Source organism: Photobacterium damselae, from assembly GCF_003026815.1.
GTDB classification, from domain to species: domain Bacteria; phylum Pseudomonadota; class Gammaproteobacteria; order Enterobacterales; family Vibrionaceae; genus Photobacterium; species Photobacterium damselae.
The window spans coordinates 544,906-558,976 of the sequence record NZ_PYOG01000001.1 but is presented as its reverse complement, the minus strand read 5'-3'; the positions used below and the strand labels follow the sequence as shown (position 1 = coordinate 558,976).

General features: G+C 41.8%; 14 protein-coding genes. 12 read left to right on the top strand and 2 right to left on the bottom strand.

Annotated features, from left to right (window positions below):
* Positions 1-42: 42 nt before the first annotated feature.
* From pepB to der, 10 genes are all read left to right on the top strand, one after another.
* Complete coding sequence (pepB, locus tag CTN07_RS02585) at positions 43-1,320, top strand: aminopeptidase PepB (protein ID WP_005300756.1); 1,278 nt, start codon at positions 43-45, stop codon at positions 1,318-1,320.
* Positions 1,321-1,421: 101 nt separating this feature from the next.
* Positions 1,422-1,847 carry a nucleoside-diphosphate kinase gene (gene ndk, locus CTN07_RS02580; RefSeq protein ID WP_036764314.1) on the top strand — a complete coding sequence of 142 codons (426 nt, stop codon included), beginning with the start codon at positions 1,422-1,424 and terminating at the stop codon, positions 1,845-1,847.
* Positions 1,848-2,229: 382 nt separating this feature from the next.
* Positions 2,230-3,348: a dual-specificity RNA methyltransferase RlmN gene (gene rlmN / locus CTN07_RS02570; protein ID WP_005300750.1), complete on the top strand. Its 1,119-nt coding sequence runs from the start codon at positions 2,230-2,232 to the stop codon at positions 3,346-3,348.
* A gap of 53 nt (positions 3,349-3,401) precedes the next feature.
* On the top strand, positions 3,402-4,157 hold the full coding sequence (gene pilW / locus CTN07_RS02565; protein ID WP_005300745.1) for a type IV pilus biogenesis/stability protein PilW: 756 nt from the start codon (positions 3,402-3,404) through the stop codon (positions 4,155-4,157).
* Entirely contained in the window at positions 4,150-5,133 is a 984-nt protein-coding gene (gene rodZ / locus CTN07_RS02560) for a cytoskeleton protein RodZ (protein ID WP_005300742.1), read from the top strand. Before pilW ends, rodZ begins: the two co-directional genes overlap by 8 nt.
* Before the next feature lie 13 nt (positions 5,134-5,146).
* Positions 5,147-6,268 (top strand): flavodoxin-dependent (E)-4-hydroxy-3-methylbut-2-enyl-diphosphate synthase, encoded by a 1,122-nt coding sequence (gene ispG, locus CTN07_RS02555; RefSeq protein WP_005300739.1) that lies wholly within the window; start codon positions 5,147-5,149, stop codon positions 6,266-6,268.
* Positions 6,269-6,364: 96 nt separating this feature from the next.
* The gene (gene hisS, locus CTN07_RS02550) at positions 6,365-7,633 is read left to right on the top strand and encodes a histidine--tRNA ligase (RefSeq protein WP_005300737.1); all 1,269 of its coding nucleotides are present in this window, start codon (positions 6,365-6,367) and stop codon (positions 7,631-7,633) included.
* A 13-nt stretch (positions 7,634-7,646) separates the two neighbouring features.
* On the top strand, positions 7,647-8,261 hold the full coding sequence (locus CTN07_RS02545) for a YfgM family protein (protein WP_036764310.1): 615 nt from the start codon (positions 7,647-7,649) through the stop codon (positions 8,259-8,261).
* A gap of 11 nt (positions 8,262-8,272) precedes the next feature.
* Positions 8,273-9,436 (top strand): outer membrane protein assembly factor BamB, encoded by a 1,164-nt coding sequence (gene bamB / locus CTN07_RS02540; RefSeq protein WP_005300731.1) that lies wholly within the window; start codon positions 8,273-8,275, stop codon positions 9,434-9,436.
* A gap of 213 nt (positions 9,437-9,649) precedes the next feature.
* Entirely contained in the window at positions 9,650-11,149 is a 1,500-nt protein-coding gene (gene der / locus CTN07_RS02535; RefSeq protein ID WP_005300728.1) for a ribosome biogenesis GTPase Der, read from the top strand.
* Between the two features lie 58 nt (positions 11,150-11,207).
* Here der and CTN07_RS02530 read toward each other — a convergent pair whose 3' ends face one another.
* Positions 11,208-11,747, bottom strand: coding sequence for a DUF5384 family protein (locus CTN07_RS02530; protein WP_198911696.1), 540 nt, complete (start codon positions 11,745-11,747; stop codon positions 11,208-11,210).
* On the bottom strand, positions 11,744-12,244 hold the full coding sequence (locus CTN07_RS02525; RefSeq protein WP_036764307.1) for a YMGG-like glycine zipper-containing protein: 501 nt from the start codon (positions 12,242-12,244) through the stop codon (positions 11,744-11,746). The genes CTN07_RS02530 and CTN07_RS02525 overlap by 4 nt, the downstream gene beginning before the upstream one ends.
* Before the next feature lie 187 nt (positions 12,245-12,431).
* Between CTN07_RS02525 and CTN07_RS02520 the strand changes: the two genes are divergently transcribed.
* Complete coding sequence (locus CTN07_RS02520; RefSeq protein WP_005300722.1) at positions 12,432-13,304, top strand: alanyl-tRNA editing protein; 873 nt, start codon at positions 12,432-12,434, stop codon at positions 13,302-13,304.
* A gap of 478 nt (positions 13,305-13,782) precedes the next feature.
* The gene (locus CTN07_RS02515; RefSeq protein WP_036764306.1) at positions 13,783-14,019 is read left to right on the top strand and encodes a zinc ribbon domain-containing protein; all 237 of its coding nucleotides are present in this window, start codon (positions 13,783-13,785) and stop codon (positions 14,017-14,019) included.
* The last annotated feature ends 52 nt before the right edge of the window (positions 14,020-14,071 follow it).

The window sequence follows — 14,071 nt, the reverse complement described above, 5'->3', positions numbered from 1 at the left end:
TTAGCTCATTGAGTTGAGGCGTTTTTATTTGGAACAAAAACCATGTTAAAAGTGTTGTTATGTGCTGAAGCTTCTGCCGAGCTTTGGGGTGAGAATGCATTAATCAGTTACCAGTCTGATGCTGCAACTATCCATTATGCGGGAGATTATCCTTTACGCCGAATTCAACAGGCGGCACGACGATTGCAATCCCAAGGTGTACAGAATATTCAACTAGAAGGCGATAATTGGAGTTACGAGCGCCAATGGGCCTTTTACTGTGGTTATACCTCACCAAAGGCATCAGGTATTTTGCAATGGGCAAGCATTGATGAAGATGAACTAGAGTTGCTTAATGCTCGTCGACACTGCGCAGATTGGTTGCGAAAAGTTGTCAATGCAACACCTGATGAAATGTACCCAGAGCAATTAGCCGATGAGGTCACGCAATTTTTAACGGGGATTGCTGGCGATAAAATATCGAGTCAGAAGATTGTTGGTGATGAACTACTGAACCAAGGTTGGGTTGGCATTCATAGCGTAGGTCGAGCCAGCCAAAGACCTCCTGTAATGTTAACCATCGACTATAACCCAACGGGTGATGACAATGCGCCTGTTTCTGCTTGTTTAGTGGGTAAGGGTATTACGTTTGACTCTGGCGGTTACAGCTTAAAGTCCAGCGTTGGTATGTTGGCAATGAAAAGTGATATGGGTGGAGCGGCAACGGTTGCTGCGGCTTTAGGCTATGCCATTGAGCAAGGGCTGCGTCAACGTGTTCAACTGATCTTATGTTGTGCCGAAAACCTTGTTGCGGGCAATGCCTATAAGCTTGGTGATGTGCTGCACTATAAAAATGGTGTGAGTGTTGAAGTTGTTAATACAGACGCTGAAGGTCGCTTGGTTCTGGCTGATGGTCTTATTGCTGCTAGTAAAACCCAAGCGCCACTGATTATTGATGCTGCGACATTAACCGGGGCTGCGGTAATGGCTCTGGGCGAAGATTACAACGCCATTTTCAGTTTAGATAAATCTTTATTGTTACATGCTCAAGGTTTATCAGAGTTAGTGAATGAGCCTGCGTGGCCCCTTCCTTTAGAGCCTTGGCATCAGAATCACTGCCCATCCGATTATGCCGATACTGCTAACAGCCGAGCACAACCGGGCGGTGGTATGGGAGGAGCATCCAATGCAGCGGCATTCCTCTCTCGCTTTGTGGATACCGATCAGAGTCGTTGGATTCACTTCGATTTGTCGGCAGCCTTTAAAGAAGGAAGTGATGCTCGTTGGGGAGCGGGAGCAACTGGACTTGGTGTTGCAAACATTGCTGCACTACTATTTTAAGTAGTTGCCGATGTTAAGAAAATCGTTTGAAAGAAGTGGGAGAGTGTCTGCCACTTCTTATTTGGGGAAATAGAGTACTTACGACAAAAGGAAGAATAATAATGACTATAGAAAGAACATTTTCAATCGTTAAGCCAGATGCAGTAAAGCGTAATCTAATTGGTGCGATTTATCATCGTATGGAAAATGCAGGCTTTAAAATTGTTGCAGCTAAAATGATCCATATGACATCAGAGCAAGCACAAGGCTTTTATGCTGAGCACGAAGGTAAGCCATTTTTTGATGAATTAGTGGCTTATATGACTTCTGGTCCTGTAATGGTGCAAGTACTAGAAGGTGAAAATGCGGTGGTACGTTACCGCGAGCTTATGGGTAAAACCAATCCAGAAGAGGCTGCTTGTGGCACCCTTCGTGCCGATTTTGCTTTAAGCTTACGTCATAACTCAGTTCATGGTGCCGATAGCCCAGAATCAGCAGCTCGTGAAATTGCTTACTTCTTTGCTGACGACGAGATCCTTTCTCGTTAATGTTCTGATATATAACAGTAAATCACAGAGTTAACAAATAACCCTATTAATAACAGTGGTTTATATTAGGCAATTTAATACATTAAAACGGAAGTGAGGCTCATTTCCGTTTTTTCTATTTTATCCAGCCAAATCTTTTCATATTTTCTCTTCAACTCCTTTATCCCCAGGAGGCTAGGGCATAACAAGTGGAAACTGCCTGCCAAAGCCTGTACAATTTCGCGCCTTAAACCAAACTTACCATAACGATGGTTTTTGCATATAGCCAATCTCAATGATTGATTGGTATCAAAGGTCCTGTCGCATAAGTATTTTTTGTGAAACCGCATACGCTTATGCCTAAGGCACAGATTTCGTCATGTATTTCAAGAGGCATTAACTAATGACAGCTGTTAAAGTGAATCTACTGGATTTTGATCGCAAAGGGATGCGCAAATTCTTTGCTGAGGAATTAGAGGAAAAAGCATTTCGAGCCGATCAGATCATGAAGTGGATCTATCATTTCGGCTGTGATGACTTTGATCAGATGACCAATATCAACAAGAAGCTTCGTGAAAAGCTAAAAGTGATTGCGGAAATCAAAGCTCCTACCGTATCTGCGGCTCAGTATTCAAAAGATGGCACCATTAAATGGGCGATGCGTGTAGGCGATCAAGATGTTGAAACGGTTTATATCCCAGATGATGACCGTGCAACATTATGTGTCTCATCACAAGTAGGTTGTGCTCTAGAATGTAAATTCTGTTCAACCGCTCAACAGGGCTTTAACCGAAATCTTTGTGTATCTGAAATTATTGGTCAGGTATGGCGTGCAGCTAAAGAGATTGGTGTTCAAAAAGAAACAGGCCGTCGTCCTATTACTAACGTGGTAATGATGGGTATGGGTGAGCCTCTTCTTAACATGAAGAACTTACTACCCGCTCTTGAGATTATGTTAGATGATTTGGGTTTTGGTCTGTCTAAACGTCGTGTAACCGTATCAACTTCTGGTGTGGTATCAGGTCTTGAGCAGATGATCGGTAATATTGATGTTGCATTGGCGATTTCTCTGCACGCGCCAACTGATGAGCTACGTTCTCAGATCATGCCAATCAATAATCGTTGGAATATTGAAGAATTTTTAGACGCAGTTCGCCGTTATGTAAATTCAACTAACGCTAACCGTGGTCGAGTGACAGTAGAATATGTATTGTTAGACCATATTAACGATGATATGGAACATGCGCGTCAGCTTGCGAAAGTGCTTAAAGACACTCCAGCGAAAATTAACCTGATCCCATTCAATCCATATCCAGGTTCACCTTACAATAAACCAAGTAATTCTCGTATTGACCGTTTCATGAAAACATTGATGGAATACGATATTACGGTTACTGTTCGTAAAACACGCGGTGATGATATTGATGCTGCATGTGGTCAGCTTGTTGGCGATGTGATTGACCGCACGAAACGAACTCAAGCAAAACAGCAAGGTGAACAAATCCCGGTTAAAGCTATCTAAATCAGGGATCTATCATTTAACTGCGAAACAAGGACGAAGGAGCGGAGCATCTTATGGTACGATGGACTATGTACCCATTGCTATGTGGTTTATTAATGGGTTGTGTCACGGTTAATGAAAACGGTGGCACGACACAAGAGTTCAATAGCACCGAGGCTGCAGAAGCTCGTATTACCTTAGGCTTAGGGTATTTACAAGCGGGTCAATGGCAACGGGCTAAAGAAAATTTAGACTTAGCTTTGAAGTATGCTCCAAAATATTATCGAGCCCAAAATGCGATGGCGTTTTACTATCAAAAAGTTGATGAAAATGCTAAAGCCGAGGCCATGTACAAAAAAGCTTTACAAGATTCTCCAAAAAATGGCGATGTTTTAAATAACTATGGTGTATTCTTGTGTAGTGAAGCTCGTTACGATGAAGCGATAAACGCTTTTGAACAAGCCATTAAGCAACCGTATTATTATCTGACTTCGGCCAGTTACGAAAACGCAGGATTGTGTAGTGTCAAGAAAGGGGACTTAAAGCAAGCTCGTTTCTTCTTTGAAAAATCATTAACACACGATCCAAATCGTCCGAAGTCGATGTTGCAGCTGGCGCAGCTTGATATAGATGCTCATCATCTGTCTGATGCTCGCGTTCAGCTATTTAAGTTTAATAAGAGATATGGGTATCAGCCAGATAGCCTGTGGTTATTGATTCAGCTAGAAAGAAAAGCTGGAAAGACAACGCAAGTTGCTAAATATGCAGGTTTATTGAAAAAAGAATTCCCTGATTCTCAGCAATATCAGAATTATCTAGCCAATGAATAGAGAACAGAACGAAGAACGACAAGCTGAAATAGCTCAGACTCCGGGCGAGATGTTACGTGCTGCGCGTGAACAACTTGGTTATTCACAAAAGGATATTGCCAACCGTTTGCGTCTACGTCTTTCTGTTATCAACGACATTGAAGACAACCGTTTTGAGCAAGCGCAGTTAGCAACGTTTACCCGTGGTTATGTGCGCTCTTATGCCAAATATGTTGGCGTTGATGAGAAAAGTATCTTAGCGCTGCTTGATCAATATGGTCATGCTCAGCCGCAAGAGCAAGAAATGCAAAGTTTCTCCCGCCGTACAAAACGTGAAGCTCATGATAGTCGTATTATGGGCTTAACTTGGATCTTAGCTGCCGTCTTTTTAGGACTTACTGCTGTGTGGTGGTGGCAGAGCTTGCAGGTTCAACCATCTACCCATAAAGAATCGACCGTTAAAGCAGAAGTTAGCGCTCCTGCTAATGAGAAAGACAGCAATTATGTGTCAACATTAGAAGAAAACGGAGCGGCAACGGTTACTAAAGCTGATACCTCACCATCTTCAGCCGCTGTTGCACAGCCTGAATCTGCTAATACTTCATCCCAATCCAATACATCTGCCGCATCTGAAACCGCTGCGTCATCAGAGCCTGCTACAAGCAATCAAAGCATAGCTAATCAAGCAGATACTTCTGCAACAGAGGCGAAACCTGTTGATGTTCAAACACCAGCGGCAGAAGAGACCGTTGCTGTTGTGCCAGATCTTCAATTGACCTTCTCAGGCGATTGTTGGATTGATATCAAAGATGCTAATGGTAAGCGTCTTGAAACCGGAATTAAAAAAGCGGGTGATAAACTAGATCTTGATGGGAAAGCGCCATTTAAGATTGTACTGGGAGCTCCTGGTGTTGTGAAAATGAATTACCAAGGTCAACCAGTTGATTTATCAAAATACCCAGCGGGCCGCGTAGCCCGATTTAAGCTGCCGCAGTAATAGAGTAAGAGCAATGCATAACGAATCTCCAATTAAACGTCGCCAGTCTTCCCGTATTTATGTTGGTAATGTACCAATCGGTGATGGCGCTCCGATTGCCGTACAGTCGATGACTAACACTCGTACCACCGACGTTGAAGCGACAGTGGCTCAAATTAAAGCTCTTGAGCGTGTCGGTGCTGACATTGTTCGTGTTTCTGTACCTACTATGGATGCTGCAGAAGCTTTCAAATTGATTAAGCAACAGGTGAATGTACCTTTGGTTGCTGATATTCATTTTGACTATCGTATTGCACTGAAAGTGGCTGAATACGGTGTTGACTGTCTGCGAATTAACCCTGGTAATATTGGTCGTGAAGATCGTATTCGTGCGGTAGTTGATTGTGCGCGAGATTATAATATTCCGATTCGTATCGGTGTTAACGGTGGTTCTTTAGAAAAAGACATTCAAGAGAAATACCGTGAACCAACACCAGATGCACTAGTAGAATCAGCAATGCGTCATGTGGATATTCTTGACCGTTTAAACTTTGATCAATTCAAAGTGAGCGTTAAGGCCTCTGATGTCTTCTTAGCGGTTGATTCATACCGTAAGCTAGCACAACAGATCAAACAACCTTTGCATTTAGGTATCACAGAAGCAGGTGGTGCTCGTGCAGGTTCGGTTAAATCGGCTGTAGGCTTGGGCATGCTGTTATCAGAAGGTATTGGCGATACCCTGCGTATTTCTCTTGCCGCAGATCCGGTTGAAGAGATCAAAGTTGGTTTTGATATTCTTAAATCTCTGCGTATTCGCTCTCGTGGTATCAACTTTATCGCTTGTCCAACGTGTTCACGCCAAGAGTTTGATGTTATTGGTACAGTGAATCAGTTAGAGCAGCGTTTAGAAGACTTAATCACACCAATGGATGTCTCTATCATCGGTTGTGTGGTTAACGGTCCAGGCGAAGCTGAAGCATCTCATCTTGGTGTTGCTGGTGGTAATCGTAAGAGTGCGTTCTATGAAGACGGTATTCGTCAGAAAGAACGTTTTGATAACGATAATATTATCGATCAGCTAGAAGCTAAGATCCGAGCAAAAGCGTCAATGCTTGATATGAATAATCGCATTGATGTAAAAGAATTAGAAAAATAAGCGTTAATCGTGTTCGATTAGTTTCGGACACGATTCACTATTTTCTTTAGACGTTATATATTCGATCCCATTTCCCATCGGTTAACGAGAATTAAAGTGGCGAAACAAATCCAAGCAATTCGAGGCATGAACGATTGCCTTCCAACACAGTCTCCTCTTTGGCAAAAAGTAGAAGGCACGGTTAAACAAGTGATCAGCTCATACGGCTACAATGAAGTACGTATGCCTATCGTTGAATCAACGCATTTGTTTAAACGCGCTATTGGTGAAGTGACTGATGTTGTTGAAAAAGAAATGTACACTTTTGAAGACCGCAATGGCGATAGCCTAACACTGCGTCCAGAAGGTACTGCGGGTTGTGTCCGTTCTGGTATTCAAAACGGCTTACTGTACAACCAAGAACAACGTCTATGGTACATTGGTCCAATGTTCCGTCATGAGCGTCCACAAAAAGGTCGTTACCGTCAATTCCATCAGTTTGGTGTTGAAGTATTTGGTCTAAATGGTCCAGATATTGATGCTGAACTTATCATGATGACAGCTCGTCTATGGCGTGAGTTAGGTATTCATGAGCACGTTACTTTAGAGCTAAACTCAATTGGTTCTTTAGAAGCTCGTGCCGAGTACCGCACTGCGTTAATTGCGTTCCTTGAGCAGCATATGGAAGTGTTGGATGAAGATGCTAAACGTCGCATGTACACTAACCCATTACGCGTATTGGATACCAAGAATCCAGAAATCCAAAATATTCTAGGTGATGCACCTAAGCTTTCTGAGTATTTAGACCAAGATTCTCGTGAGCATTTTGCTGGATTATGTGAACTATTAGACGCTGCTGGCATCAAATATCAAGTAAATGAACGTCTTGTACGTGGTTTAGATTATTATAACCGTACAGTTTTTGAATGGGTTACTGATAGCCTAGGTGCACAAGGTACTGTATGTGGCGGTGGTCGCTACGATGGTCTTGTGGAGCAGTTAGGTGGCAAAGTGACTCCTGCTGTGGGTTTCGCAATGGGTCTAGAGCGTCTAGTTCTGTTGATGGAAACCTTAGAACAAACAGAAGTACGTCGTTCTGTTGATGTTTATATGGTAACTGCGGGTGAAGGTACCCTTGCAGCTGGCATGAAGCTTGCTGAAGTTTTACGTTCACAGATCCCAGATCTTCGCGTTATGACACACTTTGGTGGTGGTAACTTTAAGAAGCAATTTAAACGTGCAGATAACGTAGGTGCAGTTGTTGCTCTGGTTCTTGGCGAAAACGAAATTGCTGAGAATACAGTAGTAGTAAAAGATCTACGTGGTGGTGAGCAGATCACCATGAACCAGGATGACGTAGCAGCGAAGCTCGCAGAATTGATTTAAGAGAGGACAGGAAGTGAACGACTACGCCACAGAAGAACAACAGGTTGAAGCGATAAAATCGTGGTGGACAGACAATGGCAAAGCCGTCGTTATCGGTGCTGTTATTGGCTTAGGTGGTCTTTGGGGCTGGCGTTATTACCAGGGAGAAGTCCAAGCTGGTAAAGAACAAGCTTCTAATTCATACACCCAAGTAATGGCTATGCTTGAAAGTGGCAAGAGTGATGCAATTGCAGATACTCAAGCTTTTATTCAAGCGCATAAAGATAGCCATTACTCAGTGCTAGCAGCGCTACAATTAGCAAAAGCACAAATTGAAGCAAAAGATCTTAATGGTGCAGCAGAGCAACTAAAATGGGTTGCCGCGAATTCTACAGATCAAGCAATTTTGCCTTTGGCTAAGACTCGTCTAGCGCGTGTTTACTTGCAACAAGATAAATACGATGAAGCATTAGCTGAGCTTAAGACTGTTAAAATGGCAAGTTGGAAGGCTAAAGTAGATGAGCTACGTGGTGACGTATTACTGAAAAAAGGTGATACAGATGCGGCACGTGATGCTTACATTGAAGCTCAAGAAGCAGGCGCCAACTCTCCAGTATTACAGATCAAGCTTGATAATCTGGCTCAATAAGGCGAAGGATAATGCAGAAAGTATTTAAGCGAGCATTAACAGTTGCATTGGCAATTGGCGTGTTAGCTGGCTGTGCTAGTGAAGAAGATTCTATCCATATGGCTCCGTTGCCAGTGGTGAAAAATACGTTCACTCCAGAAACTCTATGGTCTGACAGTGTTGGCGATGGCGTTGCAGGATATTTCTCTCGTTTAACGCCTGCGATTGGCGATGGCAAAATTTTTGTTGCAGATCGTGATGGATTGGTTGAAGCACTTGACCCAAGTAACGGTAAAGTTCTTTGGAAGCAAGATTTCGAAGGCGATACTAGTGCTAAGCTATCTGGTGGCATTGTTTATAGCAGTGGTGTGATCTATATCGGTTCAGAAAATGCTGATGTACTTGCAATCAATGCTGAAAACGGTGATGAAATTTGGCGTGCTAAGGTTCAAGGCGAAGTGCTTTCTAAGCCTTTAGTTGATGAAGGTCTCGTTGTTGTAAATACCAGCAATGGTTTTTTACAGGCGCTTGATGTATCAACGGGTGAGTCAAAATGGCAGATCAGCAGTGAAGTTCCAACCTTAACGCTACGTGGTGACAGTTCTCCAGTTGCGATTTCTGGTGGTGTATTTTGGGGACAAGCAAACGGACGTTTAGCTGGCGCTCTGATGCACAATGGTCAATTGTTATGGCAACAAGCGATCGCGGCACCAAAAGGCGCGACTGAAATTGATCGTCTAGTTGACGTTGATGCGACACCAGTTATTGCAGGCGATCGTCTCTATGCTATTGGCTACAATGGTTCTCTTGTTTCGATTGAACTGCGCACTGGCCAAATTGCTTGGAAACGTAATTATTCATCGGCAACTAACTTTATTGTCGATGCAAATACGCTATACCTAGTGACTGAGAAAGATCACATTGTGGCTGTTGATGCTCGCAGTGGTACCGAAATTTGGCAGAACAAAGATCTAGAATACCGTCAGTTGACTGCTCCAGCGGCAATTGATGGTTACTTGGTTGTTGGCGATGCTGAAGGTTATCTACACTGGCTAGATCAATCGACTGGTGATTTTGTTTCTCAAGAGTCGATTGGTGGTGGCGGTATGTCAGTTCCACCTGTTGCGCTTGATGATGATGCCTTTATCGTTTCAACTCGTGATGGCAAAATCAAGAAAATGCAAATATCGCAATAACACGGTATAATGCAGCAAGACTAAGTTTAATCGGCTCCAACTGTGATTACGGTTGGGGCCGTTGTTATTATATCCACCCCTGATATTATTGTCGGCTGACAGCAATCAAATTGTGTTGCTAGAGACAAAAATAGCAGGGGATATTTGAAGGTATACCACTGTTATTATCAATATACAGAATTGGTATAGAACTCTGAAAAGTAAGAGGTAGTTATGATTCCTGTTGTTGCCCTTGTCGGGCGCCCTAACGTGGGTAAATCGACGCTTTTTAACCGTCTTACCCGTACAAGGGATGCGCTGGTTGCAGATTTTCCTGGCCTAACAAGGGATCGTAAGTACGGCCGAGCTGAAATTAACGAACACGAATTTATCGTTATCGATACAGGTGGTATCGACGGTACAGAAGAAGGTGTTGAAACCAAAATGGCTGAACAATCGCTTATGGCGATTGAAGAAGCTGATGTGGTGCTATTTTTAGTTGATGGTCGTGCTGGTCTAACTGCAGCAGATGAAGCTATTGCAAAGCACTTGCGCAGTCGTAATAAGCCAACATTTTTGGTTGTAAACAAAATTGATGGTATCGATGCTGATAGTGCTTGTGCTGATTTCTGGAAGCTAGGTGCTGATGAGATGCACCAAATTGCAGCATCACAAAACCGTGGTGTAACAGCGCTAATGGAGCGTGCTTTAGAGCCGTTCTTTGAAAATATTTCTGGTTCTGATGAAGAACTTGAGTCAGATGAAATCAGTATTGAAGATCTTAACTCTGTTGCAGAGATCGAAAATGCGAATTTATCTGAGCAAGATGCAGAAGCTGCGTATAAGCGTCTACAAGAGCAGCCTATCAAGCTGGCAATTATCGGTCGTCCAAACGTTGGTAAATCAACACTAACAAACCGTATCTTAGGTGAAGAACGTGTGGTTGTGTACGATATGCCAGGTACTACTCGTGACTCTATTTACATTCCAATGGAGCGTGATGGTCAAGAGTATGTATTGATCGATACTGCTGGTATCCGTCGTCGTAAGAATATGCACGAAGCGGTTGAGAAGTTTTCGGTAATTCAGACGCTAAAAGCAGTTGAAGATGCGAACGTTGTTCTTCTTATCATTGATGCGCGTGAGAACATTTCAGATCAAGATTTAAGCCTATTGGGCTTTGCTCTTAATGCGGGTCGTTCGCTGGTTATTGCGGTGAACAAGTGGGACGGTCTAGATAATGATGTGAAAGAGCGTGTTAAAACTGAGCTTGATCGTCGTTTAGGCTTTGTTGATTTTGCGCGTATCCACTTTATCTCAGCACTGCACGGTACTGGTGTTGGTCACTTGTATGAATCTGTTGTTGAAGCATATCAGTCAGCAACAAAACGTATCAGCACTTCAATGTTGACGCGTATTATGCAAATGGCACAAGATGATCACCAGCCACCAATGATCCGTGGTCGTCGTGTGAAGCTAAAATACGCTCACGCAGGTGGTTACAACCCACCAATTATCGTTGTGCACGGTAACTTGGTTAATGAACTACCAGGCTCTTACAAGCGCTATCTAATGAACTACTACCGTAAATCATTAGAGATGATGGGTACACCAATTCGTATTCAATTCCAGAATAGCGAAAACCCATTTGAGACTAAGAAAGAGAAATTAACGATTTCTCAGCAACGTCAGCGTAAGCGCCTTGCAAGTATGATCAAAGATCGTAATAAGTAAAAATAAAAGCCCAATCGATAATGATTGGGCTTTTTATTGCGAAAAACTAAACTAAAAATTAGTTAAACCAACCTTTAGTTTCATTCTCTGCGGCTTTACCTTTTGACTCCATTAAATTCTGTGTTCCCTTTGAGATATTTCGGGTAGCGTCGGCTTCTGATTGTAAAATATCTGTCTGGGCTTTTTGTCGATTTAACTCAGCATCAATAAAGTCATTTTCACGGGAAAGTCGGGCATTTTCACGCTGAATTGCAAGCTTTTGTCTTTCTATTTCTAATTGACGTAACTCATCTTCATAATGTTGATCGCGGTACTTATCTGCAAGTCGCTCAGTTTCTTTCTCTTGTTTTTGCTTAGCTGCAAGAGCATTTCTTTGAGCTAATATAGCCGCTTGATGCTTACGTTTTTGTTCCGCTATACGTTCTTGTTTAGCTCTTTTTTCTTCTTCAATACGGTGCTGTCGACGTTGTTCTGCTTGTACATTAGCCATGCCTTGTTGCTCGGCTTGCTGTATTGCTTGGAGTTGCGATTGCAGACCATTCGCCAATGAAGAGGTCGATATTAGAGCTGTTATTATTATGAAACTTTTCTTGATCATCCTTGCTCCACACATACAGAGTTAGGTTGAACACGGGTTTCATTTTTTTCTGTTGAAACAACAAGAGCAACCCCTGGTTTAAATTCACAAGAACGACCTATTTGGGTTGAGGTGAAAATTTTGTTTTTTTCTGAATAAGTAAGGGTCACACCTTCAACCATGATCGTATCTGAAACAACAAGGCCTGTTGCACCTCCAGCAACACCACCTAAAAGGCCTCCAACTAAAGTTTCTCCTTGATTATCACCAATAAATGCACCAGCAACACTACCTAGTAAGCTACCGACTGCAGTTGTTGTTTTTTTCGCTTGAGAGTTATCGACTTGGACTTGAGCTGCAGTGACTGCGATAATATTAATCGTTTTCGCTTCTTGTTTATGATTAAGAGCTGATACTTGGTAAGAGGTTGCTTTATATTGTTCTCCTGTTGCTTGACATCCAGTCAGACCAATAATAAGAGATGATGCCATTAAACTTAGCGCTAATTTTTTATTCATCAAGGTAACTCTTTATTGCAATTATGTGTTTATATGAAGTGATATATTTTGCATATACTAATTGTTGAATAAATCGCTTTTAAGACTCATTGTGAAGGTTGTCACATATTTAATTGTATTATTTCGCTCTCATTGTATTCCTTTGCTGATTATTTATACGTATTTAGTATTTTAAAAGTTGGTTTTTATGTTAAATGCAACAAAAGTTCTGTTTACCTCTAATATTTGGCAGTGCACTGCTAAAGTACAATTGTGTGTTGCTCATTCAGAAGGGACATGGATCGTTACTGATACCACACCATTTCATCCTGTCAGTCATATTTGGCCAGATCACCCTGCCGATCGTGGTTTTATTACCGTAGCGAATCAAGATTATGCTGTTATAAATTGCTTGGTTGGTGCGGTTGAACTAGCTTCCCAAACTTTATATGTGGCTGATGCAATTCCAGTTCGTCGTGATACTGAAGGCTGGGTATTTGTGGTAGTTCACCATCTAGCACAGGATTTAATGCTGGAAATAGGCCAAGAAGTCGAATTATCAGTAGATAAAGCGTACCAGCAGGCGTTAGGCCGTGGTCATAGTGGTGGGCATCTATCATCTCTTGCCTTAAACAAAGTTTTACATCATGACTTTTGGCGTAAAGATGCGTCACGAAAAGATGAATTAGGACATTATGATTTTCACAGTTACGCTCAAGAGAAAAGCGAAGTGAGTGAAGATTGCAGTCGAGACACGTATCGTTTAGGAAAGACTTTACGTAAACGCGGACTAAATTCGGCTGATATGTTAGAACAACTCAATGATATTGCAGATAAAATAAATCAGCAATTAACTCAATGGTTAGAACTTGAATCTGCAATTACTATGCGTTGCGAAGGACAAGCATTAACCGATTCGCGTTATTGGTGCTGCGATCTTAAGGAAGGGAATGTTATTGAGATCCCATGCGGTGGTACTCATAGTCAATCTTTAGCCGAATACAATCAGCTATGGGTTGAGTTTGAATATGTGAATGATCAACAAATTGTCATGTATGCCAGATCAATAAAAAGACAATAATTTGTTTTTAAATCATAAAGATAAGCCGAAATAACTCAGAGTGACTTGTTTCGGCTTTTTTATTGGATTTTATAACCGATCCAATTTTATATATATTGGATCTTTGGTTTTACATGTAATATTTAAGAATAAAATATCGTTTAAAATCCAAAAACAGAATATGTAACTTATGCTTTCGGGAAGTGTATTGATAAATGTTCTTTTGATATGAGATCGCTGATCAAGACTCTTTTTGTCTAAGATCTGCTTTGTTATAAAAGATCCTTGGTTCTCTGATTCTTATCCATAAAGGCTATTGTTTTCTTTTGTTCTGGTTTGCAGCGATCTTCACGATAGAGATCAAAAGAGTACATTTTGAAAAATAATTTTGATTGCCAGCCAGATACAAATCAAAGCATTATGAGAGCCTATTATCTTTATACCCAGTAATCTCTAAATTTTGAAATTACATCGGGATGGACGACAGAAGGATATGTGAGTGTCTGAGAATCTATGCCCAAACTGTACCAGTGAATTAGTTTGGAAAGAGAATGGTTATTTCTGTGATTTTTGCCAGCAGAAGATCAATAAACAAGCCTTATGCCCAGATTGTGGTAAAGAGCTAGAAAAACTACAGGCCTGCGGTTCAGCCAGTTACTTTTGTAATCACTGTAATGAGTTAAAATCAAAATCACGGGTCAGTTTTGTCTTCACCCCAATAGATGAAAATGCTTAAGGTGTAGGGCGGTTAATAAAGTCCATATGCCGGAGATAAAAAATGCCGCGGC

Coding starts and splice junctions, on each gene's coding strand:
- CTN07_RS02525 (WP_036764307.1), bottom strand. CDS start 12,244: ATGAATAAAAAATTAGCGCTAAGTTTAATGGCATCATCTCTTATTATT.
- CTN07_RS02530 (WP_198911696.1), bottom strand. CDS start 11,747: ATGATCAAGAAAAGTTTCATAATAATAACAGCTCTAATATCGACCTCT.
- CTN07_RS02520 (WP_005300722.1), top strand. CDS start 12,432: ATGTTAAATGCAACAAAAGTTCTGTTTACCTCTAATATTTGGCAGTGC.
- der (WP_005300728.1), top strand. CDS start 9,650: ATGATTCCTGTTGTTGCCCTTGTCGGGCGCCCTAACGTGGGTAAATCG.
- pepB (WP_005300756.1), top strand. CDS start 43: ATGTTAAAAGTGTTGTTATGTGCTGAAGCTTCTGCCGAGCTTTGGGGT.
- ndk (WP_036764314.1), top strand. CDS start 1,422: ATGACTATAGAAAGAACATTTTCAATCGTTAAGCCAGATGCAGTAAAG.
- bamB (WP_005300731.1), top strand. CDS start 8,273: ATGCAGAAAGTATTTAAGCGAGCATTAACAGTTGCATTGGCAATTGGC.
- ispG (WP_005300739.1), top strand. CDS start 5,147: ATGCATAACGAATCTCCAATTAAACGTCGCCAGTCTTCCCGTATTTAT.
- rlmN (WP_005300750.1), top strand. CDS start 2,230: ATGACAGCTGTTAAAGTGAATCTACTGGATTTTGATCGCAAAGGGATG.
- rodZ (WP_005300742.1), top strand. CDS start 4,150: ATGAATAGAGAACAGAACGAAGAACGACAAGCTGAAATAGCTCAGACT.
- pilW (WP_005300745.1), top strand. CDS start 3,402: ATGGTACGATGGACTATGTACCCATTGCTATGTGGTTTATTAATGGGT.